We start from the raw sequence: 21403 nt of genomic DNA, 5'->3' as shown, positions 1-21403 counted from the left end.
GGGCCCCCGGCACGCCTCCCCCAGCCCCGGTCAGGGCCCGGCACCGGCAACCCTCCACCCAGCCTCCGGCCCGGCACCCGGCTCGGCCCCGGCAAACCCCACCCAGCCCAGGCCCACCGGCGAGGAACAGCCCGGGTCCCGGGCGCTTCGGTGTCGACGTCCGGCCGGTCCGTCACCCCGTCCGATCCGGTCCGCTCAGGCTCGTAGCCACTCCGTGACGATCACCTCGGCGCCGGTCCGCAGGCGCAGGGCGAACGGGCCGGACGGCGGGGCGTCGCTGGTGAACCGGCCGAGGGTGTCGGCGATGACCGGGTGGGTCGTCTGCGGGCCGCCGAGCACCTCGATCCGCGCCGACTGCGGCGGCAGCAGCTGGCCGATCAGCCCCTCCTCGGTGACCTCCACGTCGACGGTCACCTCGCCCGCACGGAACGTCAGCATGCGCGGCGCGTCCGTGACCCCTCTGACCGGCAGCGCGTCCACCAGCGAGTCGAAAGTCAGCTCGGCGAGCCGGGCGTCCAGGTCGTGCAGCGCGAACGCGTCCAGCGCCGCCTGGACCAGCTCGACCGGCACCGGGTCCAGGACGGCTGCCGCCTGGCGCAGCTCCTCCTCCAGCAGCCCGTCCGCGAACTCCTCCGGCCCCTCGGGCCTCTCGTCGCCGTTCACACCGCACCCCGCGTGTCCATCCGGGCCCGCAGCCGGCGCAGACAGCGCTGGCGGAGCGGGCCGATGCTGCCGACCGCGATGCCGAGGGCGGCCGAGATCTCCCCGTAGCTGGGCGGCGGCGAGGCCATCAGCACGCGCAGCAACTGCCGGCAGCGCTCACCCAGTCCGTCCAGCTCCTGCCACAGGCGGCGGACCCGCTCGGCCCGGTCCGCCGCCTCCTCCGAATCGATGAACGTCTCTTCCGGCGTCCGGTCCTCGCTGGCCCGGTCCAGCACCCGTGGATCGTCGGTCAGGGTCAGCCGCGCCAAGCCCTTGAGCACCTTCAGGCACTCGTGCCGGGCCGTACTGGCCAGCCAGGCGCCGGCCTTGTCGGGTTCCCGGATGCGGCCCAGGTGCTGGGCGAAGCGGAACCAGGTGGTCTGGAAGACCTCGTGCCCGTCGGCGTCCGACAGCCGGTGTGCCCGCACGACCGACCACACCAGCGGACTCATCCCTTCCACCAGCGCCTTCCAGGCCGCGGCGTCCCCGTCGACGGCGGACTGGACCAACGCGCCGACCTCTGTTCGGTCCACGGCTCCACCCCTTGTGTACGGCCTGTCATCGTACGCCGTGGAGCGGAGGGTTCCGGCCCTCATGCGGGCAGCGCCGGGATCACGGCGGGGACGGGGCGCCAGGTGGGCGGGCGGAGCGCCGCGACACGCGCCCCGCGCACCTCGGCCCGCTCCGCGTCCGCCGCCAGCAGCCCGGCGCCGGCCGCGCGCGGGTCGCGTTCCCGGTACGCCGTCATCCGGGCGGCGACGAGTCCCGCGGTCACCGGGGTGGCGAAGGAGGTGCCGCTCCACTGCGCCAGACCGTCGAACATCACCTGGTCCGGCTTGGCGCCGGTGCTCTCCCGTCCCTCGCTCAGCACACCGGTGTGGCGCGGGAACTGGCAGGTGCAGGCGTAGTCGGCGTCGCCGAACCGGCAGGCGTCGTAGGTGGAGTGCTGGTAGACGTACGGCACGGGCGCGGTGAACCCGGTGAGGGCGCTGGTGAGGCGTTCGCCGGGGGCGTGGACGCGCACCCACGGCCCGTGGTTGGTGAAGCAGGCCCCGGACGCGCCGTCCGCGCGCAGGGCGCCGACCGACAGCACACAGTCGGCGAACTCGGCCAGGCCGGCGTAGGCGGCGGGCCAGAACGGGATGTCGCTGCCGTTGTTGCCGGCGGCGGCCACCAGCAGGGTCCGCTGCTCGCGCAGTTCCGCCATGAACGCGTCCAGGCCGATCAGGCCGTCGGTGTCCGCGCCGGGCGTGCCCGCGGAGAGGCTGATGATGTCCGGCCAGCCGCCCCGGTCGACCGCGTCGAAGAGCAGGGCGCCGAACTCCGACTCCAGGACGGCACCGGCGTCGTTGAGCGTGCCGCGCACGGTGATGTCGGTGTTGGGGGCGACGGCCGCGAGGATCCCGGCGATGAACGTGCCGTGGCCGACGTACTGGCGCAGCACTCCGTCGGCGTCGGTCTCGGTCAGCTGGGCGTCGCCCGTGGTGTGGGCGAGCAGCGGGTAGGAGCGGTGGTCGTGCATCAGCCCGGTGTCGATCACGAGGACGCCGACCGCGGTCGCCGGGTCGTAACTGCCCTCGGCGGGGGCCGGGTTCGGGGTCTCGGTGCGCGGGACGGGCACCGGCTCGTCGCCGGGGCAGGCGTTGACGTTCCCCGCGATGTGCACCACGTGGTTGCGGCCGGCCAGCCGGCGTCCCTGGCGGTCCTCGGCCGCCCGCACGGCGCGCAGGGCGTGCGGCACGCTGTCCTCGCCCTCGGCCGGGTCGCCGACCCGGATGCGGGTGACGCCGGTGCGGCCGGCCTGCGGGCCCACGCGGCGCACGTGGTCCGGGACGAGTCCCTGGGTCTCGGTGAAGTGCGTGCGCACGGCATCCTCGACGAACCGGGCCTCCTCGCCGTCCCGGACGAGGACGACGCCCTTCTCGTAGAAGTACCCGGCGGAGTCGTCCGGCCCCATGGTGAGGGGGACGTCCGGCAGGGAGCGTTGGATGTGGTGGAACTGCTCGTGGAATCGGTGTGGTGCCATGTGGTGTCCTCCCCCTCAAGACGGTGGTCGACAGTGAGAGCCGCGAGGCCACCGTCTGATACAACAGGCCACTACCATGCGAGACGTGACAGCGGGAAGCGAGCCGGTTCTCGAACTGCTGCCCATGGTGTTCGCCGATCCGGGCGAGGCCCGGGCACGTGCCGAACACGTCCTGCGCGCCGCGCCGTCACCCGTCCACGCGAGCGTCGCCCACCAGGTGCTCGGCATCTGGCAGCGGGACTTCGGCGATCTGCGGATCGCGCTGAGGCATCTGCGGCGGGCCCGGGACCTGGCCGCGCGCGCCGAGTCGGCCGACCGGGAGGCCGATGTGCTCGCGACCCTCGGGGTCGCACTGGTGCACGCGGGGCGCACGCGGCAGGGGCTCGCGTCCTTCGAGCGGGGGGTCGCCCGGGGCAGCGGACACACCCGGGCCCGGGTGCTGTACCGGCGGGCGTACGTGTGGTGGGTGCTGGGGTACCACCGCGAGGCGCTGGAGGACGTACGGCGGGCCCTTCCCGTCCTGCGGCAGGTCGCCGACGACATCTGGACCGCGCGGGCGCTGACCCTGCGGGCCACCGTGCATCTGGCGCTCGGCTCGGTGGAGCGGGCCGTCGCCGACTTCACGGCGGCGGAGCGGTTGTGGGACACCACCGGCCAGGAGCACGACAAGGCGGACGCGGTGGAGAGCCGGGGCCTGGCCGCGTTCCGCTCCGGCGACATCCCGGCGGCGCTGCGGCTGCTGGACGAGGCCGAGGAGCGCTACGCCAAGCTGGACACCCCCACCTACAACCTGTCCATCCGGCGCTGCGAGGTGCTGATGGCGGCGGGGCTCGCCCCGGAGGCGCTGGCCGAGGCGGACGCGGCGATCGCGCTGCTGGACCGGATCGGCGGGCAGTCCACCCGCAAGGCCGAGCTGCTGCTGGCCGCCGCGCGGGCCGCCCGTTCGGCCGGGGAGGCGCACACCGCCATAGCCCGCGCGGCCGTGGCCGTACGGCTGTTCGCGGCGCAGCGCCGGACCTGGTGGGAGACGCACGCCCGGCTGGTGCTGATCGAGGCGCGGGTGGCGGCCGGGCGCCGGTCGGGGCGGATGGTCGCGGACGCGGCGGCGGTCGCCGAGCGGCTGGCCTCCTTCGGCTCCCCGGCCGCGCCCGAGGCATCCCTGCTCGCGGGCCGGATCGCGCTGGCGCTCGGCTGGACGGCGGACGCGGAACGGCACTTGGCGGTCGCCGCCCGCAGCCGGCACGGCGGGCCGCCGCCGGCCCGGATGACGGGCTGGGCGGCACAGGCGCTGCGGGCGCGGGCGGCCGGTTCCCGGCGCGGTGTGCTGGAGGCGTGCCGGCGCGGCCTGGACGTGCTGGACGATCACCGGATGACGCTGGGCGCCTCGGAGCTGCGCGCCCACGCGACCGCGCAGGGCGCCGAACTGGCCGCGCTGGCGCAGGAGGTGAGCCTCGCCGAGGGCTCTCCGCGGCGGCTGCTCGGGTGGAGCGAGCGGTGGCGGGCGACCGTGCTGTCCGCGCCGCCGACCCGGCCGCCCGACGATCCTGCGCTGCTGAGCGGGCTCACCGCCTACCGGGAGATCGCCGCCCGCGCGGAGGCCGCCCGGATGGAGGGCCGCCCGGTGCCGGCGCTGGAGCGCGAACAGCGGCGCCTGGAACGGGAGATCCGCTCCCGCACCCGGCACATGGGCGGGGCCGCCGCCGACGCGGGCGACCGTCTCGACGTGGGCCGGCTGCTGGACCGGCTCGGTGACGTCCGGCTGGTCGAACTGGCGGTGGTCGACGGCCGGGTGCACGTCCTGCTGTGCGGGCAGGGAAAGGTGCGGCGGTTCGCCGGCGGCTCGCTGGCGGAGGCGGTGGCCGAGGCCGAGCATGTGCAGGCCGGGCTGCGGCGGCTCGCGCACCCGGGTGCCGAGGCCCGGCTCCCTCTCGTGGAGGCCGCCGGCCGGCGGCTGGAGGAACTCCTGTTGGCCGGGGCGGTGCGGCACCTCGGTCCGGGCCCGGTGGTGATCGTGCCGCCGGGCGCGCTGCACCGGGTGCCGTGGGCGCTGCTGCCCGCGCTGCGGGAGCGGGTGCTCAGCGTGTCGCCGTCGGCGAACAGCTGGCTGCGCGCCCGGGAGACGACTCCGCCGCCGGACGGACGGCCCGTGCTGGTGCGCGGCCCCGGCCTCGCGACGGGCGGCGCGGAGGTGCCCGAACTGGCGGACCGGTACGGCACGGCGACGGTCCTGGAGGGCGACGACGCCCAGGTGCCCCGGGTGCTGGCGGAACTCGACGGCGCGGGTCTCGCCCATCTCGCGGCGCACGGCACGTTCCGCGCCGACAGCCCCCTGTTCTCCGCCCTCCGCATGGCCGACGGGCCGCTGATCGTCCACGACTTCGAGCGCCTGGCGCGCAGCCCGTACCGGATCATCCTGTCGAGCTGCGACACCGCCCGCCTCGCCTCTGTCGGGGCCGATGAACTCCTCGGCCTGGTCACGGCGTTGCTGCCGCTGGGCACGGCCGGGGTGGTGGCGAGCAGCGCCCCGGTCAACGACGCGGCGGTCGTCCCGCTGATGCTGGCCCTGCACAAGGGTCTCGGCGCGGGCCTCTCCCTGGCCGAGGCGCTGAGGGACGCCCGTACGGCCCTGCCGGGCGACGCGGTGCACCAGGCGACGGGCTGGGCGTTCGCGGCGTTCGGGGCGGCGTGAGCGCGGGTGCGTCCTCCCGGCGGCTGCGCCGCGTGGCGGACGGCCAGGCGCTCGCCCCGCCCCTCCCGTCCCGGCGGGCCCAGCGCACCGCCGGGGCCGCCGCGAGACCGCAGCCGCGAGCAGCAGGCCTGGCGCCGCCCAGCCCAGCGAGCCGTAGGCGATCGCGGTCCCCGTGACCAGCCGTGACCAGGGCCGGACCGGACACCGTCCCCGCCGACATGCGAAGAACCGCACCACCGCGCCGGCGGTCAGCGCCGCCACCGCCCACACCGGGGACAGGCCCGCCGACAGGGCGTACACCGCGCGGGAGCCGTCGGCGGCAGGCCCGACCAGCCCATCACCGGTACGGCGGAGGGCACTTGTGAGGCCCTGCGGGCCACCCGCGCCTGGAGCAGCGCGGCGCTTCGGTGCGGCTCCACGATCCACAGGGCAGCCCGGCCTCGGACAGCGAGTACCGCACGACCAGCACCGCGTGACGGACCCGGCCCGGCCGACGGCGCCGCCGTACCCGCCCACGCCCACCGCGGCCCCGGGACGGCCCGGAGGACCGGCCGGCCCTAGGCCGTCTCCCTCTCCGGTACGTCCGCCAGCCAGGGCAACGCCCCCCGGTCCCCCGTACCGAGCCGGGTGTACGCGCTGTACAGGTGGTTGCCGACGGTCCGCACGGACAGTGTCAGCTGCTCGGCGATCTCCCGGTTGCTCAGCCCCGCCGCGGCCAGCGTGACGATCTGCCGCTGCCGGGCGGTGAGTTCGCCGAGGACCAGCCCGGCCAGCGCGGGTGTGCGCGCCCCCTGGCAGCGGCGGGCCAGCGCGACGGCCCGGGTACGGGACAGCCGGGCGGCCCGGGGATCACGGTGGACCCGTACCGCCTGCGCGTACGCCTCCGCCGCGTACAGCAGGAAGCCCCGCTCGGCCAGCGCCTGCGCCGCCCGGTCCAGCGCGGCCCCGTCCTCGCGCGCCAGCGCGTCCGCGTGCCGGGCGAACACGCTGCCGGCCGGGAGCCGCCCGACCGCCCGACCGGGCTCACCGAGGCGTACGGCGGCGTAGAGCGCGTGGACGCCGTCCGGCTCAGTCACCTCATCCGGTGTCCCTTCGGCCAGCGCGAGTTCCCTCAGGCACCCGCCGTCCGACGGGGTCTCCCGCAGCCCCTCCCGGGCCCACGCCGCCGCGTCCCGCAGCTCACCCCGCAGGCGCGCGAACCGGGCGCGGACCTCGGCGTACCCGGCCGGCAGCGGGCCGCCCTCCGCGACCAGCCACTCCCCCGCCGGCGTCGGCACGGGCCGGACGTCGAGCCGGTCCATCCGCCGGACCAGGGTGCGCTGTTCGGCGTCGAGCGCGGGGCCGTGCGCGAAGGGCGCGCGGGCCAGCCGGCGGGCCCGCAGCCGGCCGGCCGTGGCGCGCAGGGCGGCGCCGTGCAGGGGGTGGCCGAGGGTGACGGCGCCCTGGTCGTCGACGTCGATCAGGCCGTCCGCCTCCAGGTGTTCGAGGACGTCCAGGTCCAGCTCGTCCACGGGCAGCGGCAGGGGCTCGGCGAACGCGAGGCGTTCCAGGGCGTCGCGTTCGCCGGGGCCGGACCGCTCCAGGGCGGGGGCCAGCCGCTCGCGGACGGCCGGGGTGACCGGCAGGGGGCCGCGCCAGGCATGTTCCCCGGTGTCCGGGACGGGTGTCAGCCGGCCGGACCCGGTGAGCGCGATCACCAGGTCGCGCAGCAGCCGCAGATCCCCCCGGCACGCCTGGTGCAGCCGGCGCACGGTGAGCGGTTCCAGGCCGGCGCCTGCGAGCAGTTGGGCGGTGTCCTCGGGGGACAGCGGGTCGAGGGCCAGCCGCGGCAGCAGTTCCCCGGTCCACAGCCGGGACACCGCGCCGGGCGCGGGCGGGCCGTCCGCCGCGGCCACGACCAGGCGGGTGCGGCCCTGCACGGCGAGCTGGTGGACCAGGGCGGCGGAGGTCTCGTCCAGCAGCTGGGCGTCGTCCACGACCAGGAGCCGTACGCCGGACAGCGCGCGGACCGCGCGGTGCAGCGAGACGGTGTCGGGGAGCAGGTGCGCGAAGGCCGCGAGGGGCAGGTCCCGGGCCTCGGGCGTGCCGGTCACCCGGGCGTGGTCCGTGCCCCGGACCGCCTCCGTGATCAGCCGGGTCTTGCCGCGGCCCGCCGGGCCGGTCACCACGATGCCGGGCCGGCCGGCGGTCAGAGCGCCGCGCACCAGTTCCAGTTCGTCGGCCCGGCCGGTGAACGGCCAGGGCAGCTCCAGGGTCTTCGCGTCCTGTTCGTAAGTCCTCACACCATCCTGAGCGCGCGTACTCAGGTTTGATACAGGGCGACTTGAGTAGCCCCCGACTCAGGCGTGCGGCCGGTGCGGCGGGCACGCTGGCCGCATGACCCGACGCCTCTGCTCGCTTCCGCGGCAGCCGGCCCCGTCGTTCGCACCGGGGCTGACCGCCGAGCGGCTGGGCGCGCTGCTCGCCGGGCGGCGGATGTGGGTCAACGGCACGGTCCTGCACTACTGCTTCCTGGACGCCCGCACAGACGCCTCGGTCGTCCCGGTCCCCGGGACGGGGGAGCTGCGCCGGGTGCCGTGGGCGGGCGGCGAGGAGCAGCGGGACGTGGTCCGCGGGTGCTTCGCCGAGTGGCAGGACCTCGGTATCGGCGTCGCGTTCGCCGAGGTCGGCGACCGGCACGAGGCGGAGCTGCGGATCGGGTTCCAGGCCGGTGCGGGGTCCTGGTCGGCGGTCGGCCGGGAGGCGCTGTCGGTGGGCCGGGGGGAGCGCACCATGAACCTCGGCTGGGACGTGACCGCGCCCGGGGAGCGCGGGGCCGTCCTGCACCAGATCGGGCACGCGCTCGGCATGGTGCACGAGCACCAGAGTCCGTTCGCCGGGCTGCACTGGGACGACGAGGCCGTGTACGCCGAACTGGCGGGCCCGCCGAACTTCTGGAGCCGGGAGACGACGTACACGAACGTGCTGCGCCCGCTGGACGCCTGTGAGGCGGGCGGGTCGGTGTGGGATCCGCAGTCGGTGATGACGCTGCCGCTCGGGCCGGGGCTGGTGCTGGAGCCGGAGCAGTACCGCGGGGGGCTGCGTCCGCCCGGCGCTCCCTCCCCGGCCGACAAGGAGTTCGTGCTCCGCTGGTACCCGCCCGCCGCTCCGGGCGGGCCGGCCGGACTGGTGCCGTTCCGGTCCGCGCCGCTCGGACTGGGGCCGGGCGAGCAGGCCGACTTCACCGTCGAGCCGCCGGAGACCCGCGAGTACACCGTGGGCACCTTCGGCGACGCCGACACCGTGCTGGTGGTCTTCGAGCAGCGCGACGGGGAACCGCGCTTCCTCGCGGGCCACGACGACGGCGGCACGCCGGACAACGCCGCCGTCCGGGTCCGGCTCGTCAAGGGCCGCCGCTATGCCGTCCGGGTCCGCCTGTACTCCACGTGGGGGTCGGGGGAGACGGCCGTCATGTGCTGGTGACGGCACACGGACGACACAGAGCCACTGTCCGGCACCGGGGGAACGGGCGTGGACGTCACCTACGGGGGAGGTGACGTCCACGCCCACGCCGGTGTCTACGCCGCCGGTGTCCGTGCCGTGCCGGCGGGCAGGACCGGTGCCCAGGCGAACGGCGGGTCCGGGATCTCCCGGCGCAGCGTCGGCGCGACGGCCGACTGGAACAGTTCCAGCGAGGCGCGGTGCCGGGCGGCGGGCAGGCCGCCGGCGTCCGCGGTCACGTGCAGCACGGTGTGCCCCAGCCGCTCGTGGTAGCGGTGCACCTTGTCGATGACCTGCTCGGGGCTGCCGATCAGCGCCGAGCCGCGCGCCACGAAGTCCTCCAGGGTCTCGAAGACCACGGGCAGGCCCGCCGACCGCTGGAAGGCCAGGTTGCTCTCGAAGACCGGGCGGTACGCCGTCAGCGCCTCCTGCGAGGTGCGGGCGACGCACAGTCCGGCCGAGCCGGCGCCCACCGCGATGGCCGCCGGGTCGTGGCCGTAGTGCTCCCAGCGTTCCCGGTAGTGGCGGACCAGTTCGGCGTACGGCTCCACGGGATGGGTGACGTTCGCCGAGAACAGCGGGTCGCCGTAGCGGGCGGCGAGGTCCACGGACTCCTCGCTGGTGGCGCTGCCGTGCCAGACGCGGACCGGCCGCTGGTACGGGCGCGGCCACGCCTCGGCGTCCTTCAGCGGTGGCCGGAACCGGGTGTCGGCGGTCACCCGGTCCTGCCGCCACAGCCGCCGGAACACCTCGTAGCTCTCGGCGTTGCGGTCCCACTGGTCCTCGGGGGTGACGTGGAACAGCTCGCGCTGCGCGGTGCCGTTGCCCTTGCCGATGATCAGGTCGAGGCGCCCCTCGGAGAGGTGGTCCAGGGTGGCGTAGTCCTCGTAGGCCCGGACCGGGTCGAGCAGGCTGAGCGTGGTGACGGCGGTGAAGAGCCGGATGCGGCGGGTGAGCGCGGCGACATGGCTGAGCACGACGGTCGGCGCGGAGGAGAGGAACGGCCGTTCGTGCCGCTCCCCCACGCCGAATCCGTCGAAGCCCAGCTCCTCCGCCAGCACCGCGTTGTCCAGCACCTCGCGGAACCGCTCGTGCGTCGGCGCCAGGACTGCGGTGACCGGGTCCGGCCGGTGCACGATCAGGGTGATGGCGAGGAACTTCACGACGCGGCCCGCGCGGACGAGGCACTGGCGCGGCTGCCGGCCTCGGCATCGGGGTGGGCGAGGCCGAGGTGGTCGCGCAGGGTCGTGCCCTCGTAGTCGGCGCGGAAGACGCCCTGTTCCTGGAGGAGCGGGACCACCTTGTCGGCGAACGGGTCGAGCCCGCCGGGGGTGATGTGCGGGACCAGGATGAAGCCGTCGGAGGCGTCGGCCTGCACGAAGTCGTTGATGGTCCGCGCGACGGTCTGAGGGGAGCCGATGAACGTCTGCCGGTTGCCGGTGTTGATGACCAGGTCGCGGATGGACCACCTGTTGGCCTCGGCGAGCTGCCGCCACTCGCGGGCGATGGCCACCGGGTCCCGGTACATCCGTACCTGGGCGCGGCCCCGGGAGATGTGGTCCTCGCTCACCACCGGGTCCACCTCGGGCAGCGGGCCCTCCGGGTCGTACGCCGACAGGTCCCGGTTCCAGACGAACTCCAGGTGCTTGATGGCGGTGGCGCCGCTGACCTGCTGCCGGCGCACCTCGCGGGCGAGTTCGGCGGCCTCCTGGTCGGTGTCGCCGAGGACGAAGGTCGCGGCGGGCAGGATGAGGAGCTGGTCGGGGCGGCGGCCGTACGCGGCGAGGCGGGACTTGACGTCGGTGTAGAAGGCCTGGCCCTCCTTCAGCGTGGAGTACCGGCTGAAGATCGCGTCCGCGCCGGCGGCGGCGAACTCGCGGCCCTCGTCGGAGTCGCCCGCCTGGAAGACGACCGGGCGGCCCTGCGGGGAGCGCGGGACGTTGAACCGGCCGTGGATGTCGAAGTGCTGCCCCTGGTGCACGAAGGCGCCGGCCTTGGCGTCCCGGAGGAAGGTCCCGGTGGCCTGGTCGGCGATGATCTCGTCACCGCGCCAGGAGTCGAACAGTTCGTGCGCGGTGGCGAGGAACTCCTTGGCGCGGGAGTAGCGCTCCTCCTGCGGGAGGAAGCCGCCGCGCCGGAAGTTCTCGCCGGTGAAGGCGTCCCAGGAGGTGACCACGTTCCACGCGGACCGGCCGCCGGAGAGGTGGTCCAGGCTCGCGAACTGGCGGGCCACCTCGTACGGCTCGTTGAACGTGGAGTTGATGGTGCCGGTCAGGCCGAGCCGGTCGGTGACGGCGGCCAGCGCGGCCAGCACGGTGAAGGTGTCGGGGCGGCCGACCACGTCCAGGTCGTAGATCCGGCCGCCCTGCTCGCGCAGTCGGAGTCCCTCGGCGAGGAACAGGAAGTCGAACTTGGCGCGTTCGGCGGTCCGCGCGAAGTGGACGAAGGAGCTGAACTCGATGTGGCTGCCGGCGGCCGGGTCGCTCCACACGGTGGTGTTGTTGACGCCGGGGAAGTGCGCGGCCAGGTGGATCTGCTTCAGCGGCTTGCTCATGGCGGTACGGTCGTCCTCTCCGGCGTTCAGGCTGCTGCGTAGCGGTTGGCGGGGCGGGCGAGGCCGAGGAGGCCGCGCAGGGTGCCGGCCTCGTAGGCGTCCCGGAAGCGGCGGCGGCGCCGCAGCTCGGGTACCAGGTCCTGGGTGATCCGGGGCAGGTCGTGGCCGGCGACCGCGGGCCGCAGCCGGAACCCGGTCAGCCCGCCCGCCGCCAGCTCCTCCAGCAGATCGGCGAGTTCGGCGGCCGTGCCGGTGAAGATCCGGGCGTCGCTGGTGTACGGCTCGCCCGCGAGGGTGTCGAGGCGGTCGCGGCGGGCCTCGGCCCCGGCCCGGCTGTCGTCCAGGAAGACGTCGAGGTCCCCGAAGACGTGCAGCGTCTCGCCGGCCCGGCCCGCCGCCCGCTGCTCGGCGCGGATCTCGGTGACGATCGCCCGGGCCTGGTCCGCGTCGTGCGGGGTGACGTAGCCGACGTCGGCCTGACGGGCCACGAGCCGGTACGGGACGGTCTGGTGGGCGAGGGCGGTGACCAGGGGCTGGCCCTGGGGCGGGCGGGGCGTGATGGACGGGCCCTTGACGCTGAACCAGCGGCCCTCGAAGTCGATGTAGTGCAGCTTGTCCCGGTCGATGAAGCGGCCGGTCGCCGCGTCGCGGATCTCGGCGTCGTCCTCCCAGCTGTCCCAGAGCCGGCGGACCACTTCCACGTAGTCGGCGGCCTCGTCGAACAGGTCGGTGATCGTCGCCTGCGCGTCCGGGGCGTCGAAGCCGTCGATCCGGGGGATGGTGCGCCGGCCGAAGTGCGCGGCCTCGTCCGGGCGGAAGTCGGTCCGCACGCGCAGGCCCGCGCGTCCGGTGCTGACGTAGTCGAGGGTGGCGATCGCCTTGGAGATGTGGAACGGCTCGGTGTGCGTGGCGACCACGGTCGGGACCAGGCCTATGTGCCGGGTGACCGGGGCGACGCGGGAGGCGATGAGGACGGCGTCGAGCCGGCCGCGGACCTGGTCGGTGCGCTCGTCGGACGTGAGGATCCGGGAGGACTGCGGGCCGAGGCCGTCCTCGATGGTGACGAAGTCGAGCAGGCCGCGTTCGGCCTCGGTGATCAGGTCGGTCCAGTAGCCGGCGGTGAACAGGTCGTGGGGGCGGGCGACCGGCTCGCGCCAGGACGCCGGGTGCCATCCGGTGCCGTCCAGGGCGACGGCGAGGTGCAGGGGTGCGGCAGGAGTTGAGGACACGTCGGTGCCTTCCTTGATGTCCGTACGAGAACGCCGGCTCGCGTGGCCGGCGGCGGCCGGGCGGGCGGCGTCGGCCACGGGCGGGCGCGGCGGGAGGAGCCCCGGGGCGGGGGCCGGGGAGGGGTCAGTGGCGACAGAGCGCGGCGGACACGCGCTGGAGGTCTATGTGCGGCCGGGAGTGCAGACGGACGGACCGGTACGGGTGCGGGGCGCGCGGCGGGCGGGCCCGCGGGGGCACTCGGGTCACGGCCGTCACCTCCGTCCGTCGGGCGCGGCGGGCCGGGTCGGCGTCCGCCTGGCGGATCTCGTCGTGACGTCCAACGTCCGGCCGGCGCCGGTTGTTCCCGGGCTGCGCAGGTGCGTGATGCGGGAGCGGCGGCGCAGGGTGAACCCGATCGACTCGTAGAGCCGGATCGCGGGCGTGTTGTCGGCGGCGGCGTGCAGGAACGGGGTGTCCCCGCGGTCCCGGATGCCGGCCGCGACCGCGCGCACCAGCCGGGTGGCCAGTCCCCGGCCGCGGTACGCGGGGTCGGTGCACACGGCGCTGATCTCGGTCCAGCCGGGCGGTCGCAGCCTCTCCCCCGCCATGGCGACGAGCCTGCCCCGGTGCCGGATGCCGAGGTAGGTGCCCATCTCGACGGTACGGCTCAGGAACGGGCCCGGCCGGGTGCGGGCCACCAGATCGAGGATCTCGGGGACGTCGTCGGCTCCCAGGCGGACCGCCTGCGGGTCCGGCTCGGCCCGCAGCGCGGTGTCCACGAGCTGGACTCCGACGCCCTCGCCGAGCACCTCCCAGCCGTCGGGGACCCGCTCGACCGGCTTGACCCGTACGGGGTTTCCCGGACCGACGAGCGTGTGCAGGTCGGCCCAGGCCGCCGGGTCCGCCGGGTCGGCGAGCGCCGCGAAGGCGTAGGTCTCCGGCCGGTAGCGGGCCGCGCGGCCGTACCGGTCGGCGAGCTGGGCGTGCGGGCCGGTGAGGGCGGCCCAGACGGCGTTGTCCAGGACGGGGTCGGCGGGCAGGAGCGGGGCCGCGCCGGGGCGGACGTCGGTCGGGTGGGCCACGGAAGCGATCCCCTCTGTCGACTCCATGTCGGTGGAACGATGTCCCGTCAGGAGTTGTCCATCGGCAGCCCGGGCGGGTTGACCTCCGACTTCGCCACGGACTCGTTGGAGAGGCCGTAGGCGGCCAGCCACTTGCCGTACTGCCCGTGCTCGACCAGGTGGTTGAGGGCGTCGGCGAGCGGCTTGGCGAGTCCGCTGTCCTTCTTGGCGGTCGCGGCGATCAGGCCCTGGAGCGTCTCGCCGGCACCGGAGAAGGTGCCCGCGTTGCGGGTGGCGTTGGGGGTGTTCGCGGTCTGCCGGGCACGGTAGGCGACCGCGGGGTTGGGACCGAAGAAGGCGTCGATCTTTCCGCTGCTCAGCGCCAGGTTGGTGGCGTTCTGGTCCGGGAAGTACTTGACGGTGAGCTTCTTGCCCTCCTTGGCCAGCCTGGCCTTCCACTCCAGGAGGATCTTCTCCTGGTTGGTGCCGGCGCCCACGCTGACCGTCTTGCCGGCGAGGTTCTCGTAGTCGCCGTCGAAGTTCCAGGAGTTCTTCTTCAGCACCTCGAAGGCCAGGTTGTCCTTGCGGTAGGAGGCGAACTCGTACTTCCGCTTGCGTTCCTCGGTGACGGTGACGTTGGAGAACGCCACGTCGACCTTGCCGCTGTCGACGCCGACGAAGAGGTTCTCCCAGGTGGAGTTCCTGATCTCGGGCTTCAGGCCGAGGACCGCGGCCACCAGGCGGCCGAGGTCGGGCTCGGAGCCGGTGAGGGTCTTCTGGTCGCTGCCCACGAAGTTCAGCGGCGCGGAGCCCGAGGGCAGGGCTCCGACGCCGATGACGAGCTTGCCGCTCCTGCGCACCGAGGCGGGCAGTTCGGCGCGGATGGACTTCACTTCGGAGACCTTCAGCGCGGTCTCCTTGGCGGCTCCGTTGGACAGCCGCCCCACGGTCACCGTGCCGGTGGCGTCGGTCTTGGTGACGGCCTCGCTGTCACCTCCGCAGGCGGCGAGCCCGGTGGCGAGGGTGGCGACGGCGGTCGCCGCGGTGATGCCGCGGAACACGGCGCGTCGGGAGAGGTGGCTGGGCATGGCGTGGCTGTCCTTGTCTCGCTGATGAGGGTGGTGAGCGATGGGGGTGCGCTGGGGGGTGGTGGTCATGGAGGGCCTGAGCGGCCAAGCCGGGACACCTTGCCGGGGCGGCAGAGCCGGAACGCCCCGCCGGGCGGCGCGGTCAGAGCACCTTGCCGAGGAATTCCCGGGTCCGTGCGTGCCGGGGCCGGTCCAGCACCTCGCCGGGCGGGCCCTGTTCGACGATCCGGCCGCCGTCGATGAAGACGACCTGGTCGGCGACCTCGCGGGCGAAGCCGATCTCGTGGGTGACGATGACGAGGGTGGTGCCGCTGGTGGCCAGGTCCTTGATGACGGCCAGCACCTCGCCGACGAGTTCGGGGTCGAGCGCCGAGGTCGGCTCGTCGAAGAGGATGATCCCGGGCCGCAGGGCGAGGGCACGGGCTATGGCGACGCGCTGCTGCTGGCCGCCGGAGAGCTGCCGCGGGTAGGCGCCGGTCTTGTCGCCGAGGCCGACGCGGTCGAGGAGTTCCCGGGCGAGTTCCTGGGCCGCCGCCCTGGTCAGCCTGCCGGTGGCGGCGGGGGCCGCGGCGACGTTCTCCAGGACGGTCAGGTGCGGGAAGAGGTTGAAGTTCTGGAAGACGAAGCCGATCCGGCTGCGCTGGGCGAGGATGGCGCGCTCGCTGAGTTCCCTGAGCCGGTCCCCGTGCCGCTTCACCCCGATCAGCTCGCCGCCCACGCTGACGTGGCCGATCTCGGGCTTCTCCAGGTGGTTGACGACCCTGAGCAGCGTGGACTTGCCGGAGCCGGACGGTCCGAGGATCACCGTGACCTCGCCGGGGCGGACGGTCAGGTCGATGCCGTCGAGGACGCGGTGGGAGCCGTACCACTTGTGCACGCCGTGCACTTCGAGCGCGGCGGGGGCGGCCTTCGGCAGGGTCTGCGCGGTGGTCATACGGCGGCCTCCCGGCTCAGCCGGGCCCGCAGGTCGGCGAGGCCGGCCCGGGCCTTCTGCAAGGGCGTCGGCGGCAGGGCCCGGGTGGCGCCCCGGGCGTAGTACCGCTCGACGTAGAACTGGACGACGGACACGGCGCTGGTGAGGATCAGGTACCAGACGGTGGCGACCGTCAGCAGCGGCACGACGTCACCGGGGTAGGTGCTGCCCATCGACTGCACCGTGCCGAACAGGTCGAGCAGCGACACGTAGAAGACCAGGGACGTGCTCTTGATGAGGCCGATGAGCTGGTTGACGTAGTTCGGGGTGATGGACCTGAGGGCCTGCGGGAAGACGATCCTGCGGAACTGGTGGCCCCGGGGCAGGCCGAGCGCGGCGGCGGCCTCGTGCTGTCCCTGGTCGACGGAGAGGATGCCGCCGCGGACCACCTCGGCCGCGTACGCCGCCTCGTTGAGGCTGAGGCCGATGACGGCGATCGTCATGTCCGTGGCCAGCCGGGACTCGTCGAAGGTGACGAAGGCGGGTCCGAACGGCACGCCGAGGCTCAACGTCTTGTACAAGGCACTGAAGTTGTACAGGAAGATCAGTACGACGATGAGCGGCACGGAGCGGAACAGCCAGGTGTAGGTCCAGCTGACCGCGCGCAGCACCGGGCTCCCGGAGAGCCGGGCGAGTGCCAGCAGGATGCCGCCGAGCAGCCCCAGGACGGCGCTGAGCGCGGCGACTTCGAGGGTGACGAGGAGGCCGTCGAGGACGGTGGGGCGCAGGAACCAGTAACGGAAGCGGTCCCACTGGTAGAAGGGGTTCGTGACCAGTCCGTGCAGGATCTGCGCGACGAGTACGAGGACGGCGGCGGTGACGATCCACCGGCCGGGCCGGCGCAGCGGCTGGACCCGCTGGGCGGACAGGGGTTTTGACGGTGTGTCGGCGGGGGCCGGCGCCTCGGCTAGGGAGACGGCGGCGCCTGTGAGTTCACTCATGGCGGGCTCCGGCGGAGTCGGTCACCCCGGGGCCGCGCGGGAGCGGAGGTGGGCCACGACGGCACTGGGGCACGAGGCGGCGCACGGACAGGCGCGGAACCGGGGGCTGGGCGGACAACGGCACACCGGACGGACGGTGTGCGGCGGGAACGCGGGGGCTGGTAGGAGACGTCAGCCCTGACAGCGGGCAGAGCCCGGTGCGGTACACAGTGCGCTGTTCACGCGGAGCAGATCGACGGCGCGGTCGGCGACGAGGAGACCGGCGTACGACGGTACGCAGCCCTGGGGGCGGCTCGCGGCCGTCCTGGGAGCTGCGTACATGGCGTCACCTGTCACTGTTCCGGCCCCGTGGGGCCTCGCGCTTACCGAAAACGTCATCCGGTCCGGTCGTCACCTGGGGCACCCCACCGCGGTGCGAGGGTTGCCGGTCAGCGAGCCAGGGCTTGGTGCTGACGCTCTTGACCGTTCTGAGCCGTAAGTAAGGCAGTTGCCCGTTCGAATGTCAACGGCCGTCCGCCCAGTGGACATCGGCGGCCCGCTCTCACCTGCGCGAAGCGTCCGGGGCGTCCGCGGCGTGGCCTGCCCAGTCCAGGATCTGGACAGCGGCTCCGGCGGCCTCCAGGCCCTGGCAGCGGCCGTGGTGGCGGCGGGCGATGCCGTCGAGGTCGAGGTGGCGGCCGAAAGCGGGGTGGGCGGCCAGGCGGCGGGCGTAGGCCCACAGGGCGTGGTGGCCGGCGATGCGGTGCACGGCGGAGGCGTCGAGGTGGCAGCGGTGGACGGTGTCGAGCTGCACGAGGGTGACCCACAGCTCGATGTCGGCGGCGGTGAGCCGGTCGTCGGCCAGGTACTCCTCGCCGCTCAGCCGCCGCTCCAGCCGGCCCAGGGTGTCCAGCAGCACGTCGAGGGCGGCGGCCCGTTCGGCGGGGTCGGCACCGGCGCGGCCGGCGCTCTGCGCGGCCTCCTCGATGCCCTCGGCGCACATCCGCTCGACGGCCTCGATCACGGACTCCAGGCCGGAGGGGTACAGGCGGGCGTCGCCGCCCGGCCGGAACCGGTCCAGGTCGCGCAGGATGTCGGGGGTGTGGGTGCTGACGATGCGTCCGGACCAGTCGTCGCTGAGCACGGGCGCGAGCGCCGGGCCGGTGTAGTGGTGGGCGCTCGCCTCGTAGAGCGGGCGGAGCACGGCGTGACCGCCGCCGGGACAGTCCGGGACGGCGGGCAGGAGGGTGACGGGACAGCGGGCGTCCAGGCCGAGCAGGCTGTGGCCGACGGCGAGGCGCAGCCCGTCGGGGCAGGCGGTCGACAGATGGAGCCGGTAGCGGTGCGGCACGGCGTAGTGGCCGCTGCGCGCGTCCCGGCCGATCCGGCCCCGGAAGACGGGCGCGGTACCGCGGGTGGACGGGACGGCGGCGAGCGGAGTGATGGACATGCGTCTCCCCGGGTGGTGGGTGTGCGAAGGGGCGCGCCGGCGCGGGCATGACCGGGCGGTGGGGGCGGAGGGGCGGCCCGGCTCAGCGGTGGCGGCTGATCGCGCTGCAAACGCGCTGGAGGTCGATGTGGCGACGGGAGGTGAGCAGGGGGGCGTACAACGGCGTCCGGCCGGTCCGGCCGGTGCCCGTTGCGCGGCGCGTCATGATTCCCTACCTGTTCACTAGGATTCCCTCCCTGGAGTGTCGATCGGGCTCCGTACGACGTCAAGGGGGCGTCCACGCCTGGGGATCGAGGTCGGTGCCGGGTACTCCTCAGGGAGAGAAACATGTGACATAGTACTGGCGTGGCGAAGCTACTGACCTGCGATGTCGTGGTCGTCGGGGCCGGAATGACGGGCGCGGCCTGTGCCCTGTACGCCGCGCGCGCCGGACTCGACGTACGATTGGTGGACCGGGGCCCGGTGGCCGGCGGCACCACCGGAGCCGGCGAGGGCAACCTCCTCGTCTCCGACAAGGAGCCGGGCCCGGAGCTCGAACTCGCGCTGCTGTCGGCCCGGTTGTGGGCCGAACTGGCGGGGGAACTGGGCGCCGCGATCGAGTACGAGCCCAAGGGCGGCCTCGTGGTCGCCTCGACGCCCGGTGCCCTGGCCGCCCTGCGGGACTTCGCCGCGGACCAGCGGACCGCCGGTGTCACCGCCGTACCGGTCGACGCCGAACAGGTCGCCGAGCTGGAGCCGCACATGGCGCCCGGCATGGCGGGCGCGGTGCACTACCCGCAGGACGCCCAGGTCATGCCCGCGCTGGCCGCCGCACACCTGGTCCGCGCCTCCGGCGCCGCCCTGCACACCGGCCGTACCGTGACCGGGGTGCTGCGCACCGCGCGGGGAGCGGTCCGCGGCGTCCGCACCGACCGGGGCGACATCCACGCGCCGGCGGTGGTCAACGCGGCCGGCACCTGGGGCGGCGACCTCGCCTCGCTCGCCGGCGTCCGGCTGCCGGTGCTCCCCCGGCGCGGCTTCGTGCTGGTCACCGAGCCGCTGCCGCGCATGGTCCGGCACAAGGTGTACGCGGCGGACTACGTGGCCGACGTGGCCAGCGACTCGGCCGCGCTGCGCAGCTCACCGGTCGTGGAGGGCACGGCCGCCGGTCCGGTACTGATCGGCGCCACCCGGGAACGGGTCGGTTTCGACCGGTCGTTGTCGCTGACCGCGATGCGGGCGCTCGCCGCCGGGGCGATCGGGCTGTTCCCGTTCCTGCGAGGGGTCCGCGCGCTGCGCACGTACGCGGGCTTCCGGCCGTACCTGCCGGACCATCTGCCGGCGATCGGGCCCGATCCGCGGGTGCCCGGCCTGTTCCACGCCTGCGGGCACGAGGGCGCCGGCATCGGACTCGCCCCCGGCACCGGGCGGTTGATCGCGCGGACGCTCACCGGGAAGGCGCCGGAGCTGGACCTCACGCCGTTCCGGCCGGAGCGGTTCGACACCGAGGGAGGCGACGTCCAGTGAATCCGAGGGAGTTGACCCGGGCCCGGCCCGGTCCCGCCCGCACCGTGACCTTCGACGGCCGGCCCCTGGAGGCACTGCCGGGCCAGACGGTCGCGGCGGCGCTGTGGGCGGCGGGCGTGACGGCCTGGCGCAGCACACGGGACGCCGGGCGGCCCCGCGGGGTGTTCTGCGGGATCGGGGTGTGCTTCGACTGCCTGGTCACCGTCAACGGCCGCCCCAACCAACGGGCCTGCCTGGTTCCGGTGCGCCCGGGAGACGACATCCGCACGCAGGAGGGGACGGGCCGGGACGATGACTGAACGACCGCGCCTCGCCGTCGTCGGCGCGGGCCCGGCCGGGCTCGCCGCGGCGCTGGCGGCGGCCGCACGGGGCGTCCAGGTGACCCTGGTCGACGCCGCCGACCAGGCCGGCGGGCAGTTCTACCGGCAGCCCGCCGCCGCCCTCGGCGCCCGCCGGCCGCAGGCCCTGCACCACCAGTGGCGCACCTGGGAGCGGCTGCGGGACGGCCTGGACCGGCACCGCACGGCCGGCCGGATCACCCAGCTGACCGACCATCACGTCTGGTGCGTCGCACGGGACTCCGCCTCCGGAGCGTTCGCCGTGCACGCCCTGCTCGGCCCCGCGCAGGAGGACGGCGTCACCGTGCGCGCCGACGCGGTACTGCTCGCCACCGGCGCCTACGAGCGGGTGCTGCCCTTCCCCGGCTGGACGCTGCCCGGCGTCGTCACGGCGGGCGGGGCGCAGGCCATGCTCAAGGGCGGTCTGGTGCTGCCCGGCCGCAGGGTGGTGGTGGCCGGGACCGGACCGCTGCTGCTGCCGGTGGCCGCCGGGCTCGCCGCGGCCGGCGCGTGGGTCGCCGCGCTGGTGGAGTCCGCCGGTCCCGGCGCGCTGCTCCACCGGGCGCCCGCCCTGGCCGCACAGCCCGGCAAACTCGCCGAGGGCGCCGGCTACGCGGCCCGGCTGCTGCGGCACGGCGTGCGCACCCTGGCCCGGCACACCGTCGTGGCGGCGCACGGCACCGACCGGCTGGAGGCGGTGACGGTGGCCGCGCTGGACCGGGACGGACGCCCGCGGCCCGGCAGCGCCCGGCGCATCCCCTGCGACACCCTGGCCGTGGGCCACGGCATGCTGCCGCACACCGACCTCGCCGAGACCCTCGGCTGCACCCTGTCCGGCACCGCCGTACGGGTCGACGCCGAACAGCGCACCGACGTGCCGGGCGTCTGGGCCGCCGGGGAGGCCACCGGCGTCGGCGGCGCGGCGCTCGCGCTCGCCGAGGGGCACATCGCCGGGCGCTCGGCCGCCGCCCGGCTGCGCGGCACCGCCCCCGACCCGGGCGGCTGGGGCGCCGCCCGGACCCGCACCCGGCTGCGCGCGTTCGCCACGGCCCTGGACGCGGTGTACGCCCCGCCGGCGGGCTGGGCGGACCGGGTCCCGGACGAGACGGTGGTGTGCCGCTGCGAGGAGGTCACCGCCGGGGAGGTGCGCGGGGCCGTCGACTCGCTCGGCGCGGGGGACCTGCGCACGGTGAAGCTGCTCACCCGGGCCGGGATGGGCTGGTGCCAGGGGCGGATGTGCGCGCCCGCGGTGGCGGGCCTGGCCGGCTGCCCGCTCACCGCCGGACGGCGGCCGTTCGCCCGGCCGGTACCGCTCGGCGTCCTGGCCGCCCTGCCGGAGACGGAGTGAGGCCGCGGCCTGCCCCCTCCGAACCGGCCTTCTGAACCGCTCAGTAATATGTCACACCC

Annotated in this window: 19 protein-coding genes and 1 riboswitch; of the genes, 5 read left to right on the top strand and 14 right to left on the bottom strand. The window is 74.9% G+C overall.

Annotated elements, in window-relative coordinates:
* Positions 1 to 195: 195 nt before the first annotated feature.
* From IE273_RS35065 to IE273_RS35055, 3 genes are read right to left on the bottom strand one after another with little or no spacing between them, the layout of a single operon-like run.
* The gene (locus IE273_RS35065) at positions 196 to 663 is read right to left on the bottom strand and encodes a hypothetical protein (RefSeq protein ID WP_189819163.1); all 468 of its coding nucleotides are present in this window, start codon (positions 661 to 663) and stop codon (positions 196 to 198) included.
* A complete protein-coding gene (locus tag IE273_RS35060; protein WP_189819162.1) occupies positions 660 to 1298 on the bottom strand; it encodes an RNA polymerase sigma factor in 639 nt (212 codons plus the stop codon). Before IE273_RS35060 ends, IE273_RS35065 begins: the two co-directional genes overlap by 4 nt.
* Positions 1295 to 2728 (bottom strand): S8 family peptidase, encoded by a 1434-nt coding sequence (locus IE273_RS35055; RefSeq protein ID WP_189819161.1) that lies wholly within the window; start codon positions 2726 to 2728, stop codon positions 1295 to 1297. The genes IE273_RS35060 and IE273_RS35055 overlap by 4 nt, the downstream gene beginning before the upstream one ends.
* Before the next feature lie 76 nt (positions 2729 to 2804).
* On the opposite strand from IE273_RS35055, the gene IE273_RS35050 reads away from it, so the two are divergent.
* Positions 2805 to 5417, top strand: a complete 2613-nt coding sequence (locus IE273_RS35050; protein ID WP_229887849.1) for a CHAT domain-containing protein — start codon at positions 2805 to 2807, stop codon at positions 5415 to 5417.
* A 557-nt stretch (positions 5418 to 5974) separates the two neighbouring features.
* Here the strand turns inward: IE273_RS35050 and IE273_RS35045 are convergent.
* Positions 5975 to 7699 carry a LuxR family transcriptional regulator AbsR2 gene (locus IE273_RS35045; protein WP_189819159.1) on the bottom strand — a complete coding sequence of 575 codons (1725 nt, stop codon included), beginning with the start codon at positions 7697 to 7699 and terminating at the stop codon, positions 5975 to 5977.
* Between the two features lie 94 nt (positions 7700 to 7793).
* Here IE273_RS35045 and absR1 point away from each other — a divergent pair, with 94 nt between their 5' ends.
* Positions 7794 to 8879 carry a beta-glucuronidase AbsR1 gene (absR1, locus tag IE273_RS35040; protein WP_189819158.1) on the top strand — a complete coding sequence of 362 codons (1086 nt, stop codon included), beginning with the start codon at positions 7794 to 7796 and terminating at the stop codon, positions 8877 to 8879.
* A gap of 95 nt (positions 8880 to 8974) precedes the next feature.
* Here the strand turns inward: absR1 and IE273_RS35035 are convergent, their stop codons facing one another.
* From IE273_RS35035 to IE273_RS44780, 10 genes are all read right to left on the bottom strand, one after another.
* Positions 8975 to 10060, bottom strand: coding sequence for an LLM class flavin-dependent oxidoreductase (locus IE273_RS35035; RefSeq protein WP_189819157.1), 1086 nt, complete (start codon positions 10058 to 10060; stop codon positions 8975 to 8977).
* Positions 10057 to 11451, bottom strand: a complete 1395-nt coding sequence (locus IE273_RS35030) for an NtaA/DmoA family FMN-dependent monooxygenase (protein ID WP_189819156.1) — start codon at positions 11449 to 11451, stop codon at positions 10057 to 10059. Before IE273_RS35030 ends, IE273_RS35035 begins: the two co-directional genes overlap by 4 nt.
* 26 nt (positions 11452 to 11477) lie before the next feature.
* Entirely contained in the window at positions 11478 to 12680 is a 1203-nt protein-coding gene (locus IE273_RS35025) for an LLM class flavin-dependent oxidoreductase (protein ID WP_189819155.1), read from the bottom strand.
* A 124-nt stretch (positions 12681 to 12804) separates the two neighbouring features.
* On the bottom strand, positions 12805 to 12918 hold the full coding sequence (locus IE273_RS45315; protein ID WP_359834900.1) for a putative leader peptide: 114 nt from the start codon (positions 12916 to 12918) through the stop codon (positions 12805 to 12807).
* A 14-nt stretch (positions 12919 to 12932) separates the two neighbouring features.
* A complete protein-coding gene (locus IE273_RS35020; RefSeq protein WP_189819184.1) occupies positions 12933 to 13742 on the bottom strand; it encodes a GNAT family N-acetyltransferase in 810 nt (269 codons plus the stop codon).
* A 47-nt stretch (positions 13743 to 13789) separates the two neighbouring features.
* Positions 13790 to 14809, bottom strand: coding sequence for an ABC transporter substrate-binding protein (locus IE273_RS35015; RefSeq protein WP_189819154.1), 1020 nt, complete (start codon positions 14807 to 14809; stop codon positions 13790 to 13792).
* A 142-nt stretch (positions 14810 to 14951) separates the two neighbouring features.
* Positions 14952 to 15743: an amino acid ABC transporter ATP-binding protein gene (locus IE273_RS35010; RefSeq protein WP_189819153.1), complete on the bottom strand. Its 792-nt coding sequence runs from the start codon at positions 15741 to 15743 to the stop codon at positions 14952 to 14954.
* The gene (locus tag IE273_RS35005; RefSeq protein ID WP_189819152.1) at positions 15740 to 16723 is read right to left on the bottom strand and encodes an amino acid ABC transporter permease; all 984 of its coding nucleotides are present in this window, start codon (positions 16721 to 16723) and stop codon (positions 15740 to 15742) included. The genes IE273_RS35010 and IE273_RS35005 overlap by 4 nt, the downstream gene beginning before the upstream one ends.
* A gap of 353 nt (positions 16724 to 17076) precedes the next feature.
* Positions 17077 to 17187, bottom strand: a riboswitch (SAM riboswitch).
* 77 nt (positions 17188 to 17264) lie between these two features.
* The gene (locus IE273_RS35000) at positions 17265 to 18152 is read right to left on the bottom strand and encodes a glutathione S-transferase C-terminal domain-containing protein (RefSeq protein ID WP_189819151.1); all 888 of its coding nucleotides are present in this window, start codon (positions 18150 to 18152) and stop codon (positions 17265 to 17267) included.
* A gap of 82 nt (positions 18153 to 18234) precedes the next feature.
* On the bottom strand, positions 18235 to 18357 hold the full coding sequence (locus IE273_RS44780; protein WP_268257529.1) for a putative leader peptide: 123 nt from the start codon (positions 18355 to 18357) through the stop codon (positions 18235 to 18237).
* Positions 18358 to 18497: 140 nt separating this feature from the next.
* Here IE273_RS44780 and IE273_RS34995 point away from each other — a divergent pair, with 140 nt between their 5' ends.
* The 3 genes from IE273_RS34995 to IE273_RS34985 are packed head-to-tail and all read left to right on the top strand — an operon-like array spanning position 18498 to position 21344.
* Complete coding sequence (locus tag IE273_RS34995; protein WP_189819150.1) at positions 18498 to 19658, top strand: NAD(P)/FAD-dependent oxidoreductase; 1161 nt, start codon at positions 18498 to 18500, stop codon at positions 19656 to 19658.
* Positions 19655 to 19957, top strand: coding sequence for a (2Fe-2S)-binding protein (locus tag IE273_RS34990; protein ID WP_189819149.1), 303 nt, complete (start codon positions 19655 to 19657; stop codon positions 19955 to 19957). Before IE273_RS34995 ends, IE273_RS34990 begins: the two co-directional genes overlap by 4 nt.
* Positions 19950 to 21344, top strand: a complete 1395-nt coding sequence (locus tag IE273_RS34985; protein ID WP_189819148.1) for an FAD/NAD(P)-dependent oxidoreductase — start codon at positions 19950 to 19952, stop codon at positions 21342 to 21344. Before IE273_RS34990 ends, IE273_RS34985 begins: the two co-directional genes overlap by 8 nt.
* Positions 21345 to 21403 lie beyond the last annotated feature (59 nt).

It is taken from the genome of Streptomyces olivaceoviridis (assembly GCF_014650115.1).
GTDB lineage: Bacteria > Actinomycetota > Actinomycetes > Streptomycetales > Streptomycetaceae > Streptomyces > Streptomyces olivaceoviridis.
The sequence above is the reverse complement of the archived record's forward strand: the minus strand, read 5'-3'. Positions and strand labels throughout refer to the sequence as shown.

What these genes read in the sequence shown, in the direction of transcription:
- IE273_RS35060 (WP_189819162.1), bottom strand. Translation starts at nt 1,298, where the DNA reads ATGAGGGCCGGAACCCTCCGCTCCACGGCGTACGATGACAGGCCGTAC.
- IE273_RS35055 (WP_189819161.1), bottom strand. Translation starts at nt 2,728, where the DNA reads ATGGCACCACACCGATTCCACGAGCAGTTCCACCACATCCAACGCTCC.
- IE273_RS35030 (WP_189819156.1), bottom strand. Translation starts at nt 11,451, where the DNA reads ATGAGCAAGCCGCTGAAGCAGATCCACCTGGCCGCGCACTTCCCCGGC.
- IE273_RS35010 (WP_189819153.1), bottom strand. Translation starts at nt 15,743, where the DNA reads ATGACCACCGCGCAGACCCTGCCGAAGGCCGCCCCCGCCGCGCTCGAA.
- IE273_RS35050 (WP_229887849.1), top strand. Translation starts at nt 2,805, where the DNA reads ATGCGAGACGTGACAGCGGGAAGCGAGCCGGTTCTCGAACTGCTGCCC.
- IE273_RS35005 (WP_189819152.1), bottom strand. Translation starts at nt 16,723, where the DNA reads ATGAGTGAACTCACAGGCGCCGCCGTCTCCCTAGCCGAGGCGCCGGCC.
- absR1 (WP_189819158.1), top strand. Translation starts at nt 7,794, where the DNA reads ATGACCCGACGCCTCTGCTCGCTTCCGCGGCAGCCGGCCCCGTCGTTC.
- IE273_RS35015 (WP_189819154.1), bottom strand. Translation starts at nt 14,809, where the DNA reads ATGCCCAGCCACCTCTCCCGACGCGCCGTGTTCCGCGGCATCACCGCG.
- IE273_RS34985 (WP_189819148.1), top strand. Translation starts at nt 19,950, where the DNA reads ATGACTGAACGACCGCGCCTCGCCGTCGTCGGCGCGGGCCCGGCCGGG.
- IE273_RS35000 (WP_189819151.1), bottom strand. Translation starts at nt 18,152, where the DNA reads ATGTCCATCACTCCGCTCGCCGCCGTCCCGTCCACCCGCGGTACCGCG.
- IE273_RS44780 (WP_268257529.1), bottom strand. Translation starts at nt 18,357, where the DNA reads ATGACGCGCCGCGCAACGGGCACCGGCCGGACCGGCCGGACGCCGTTG.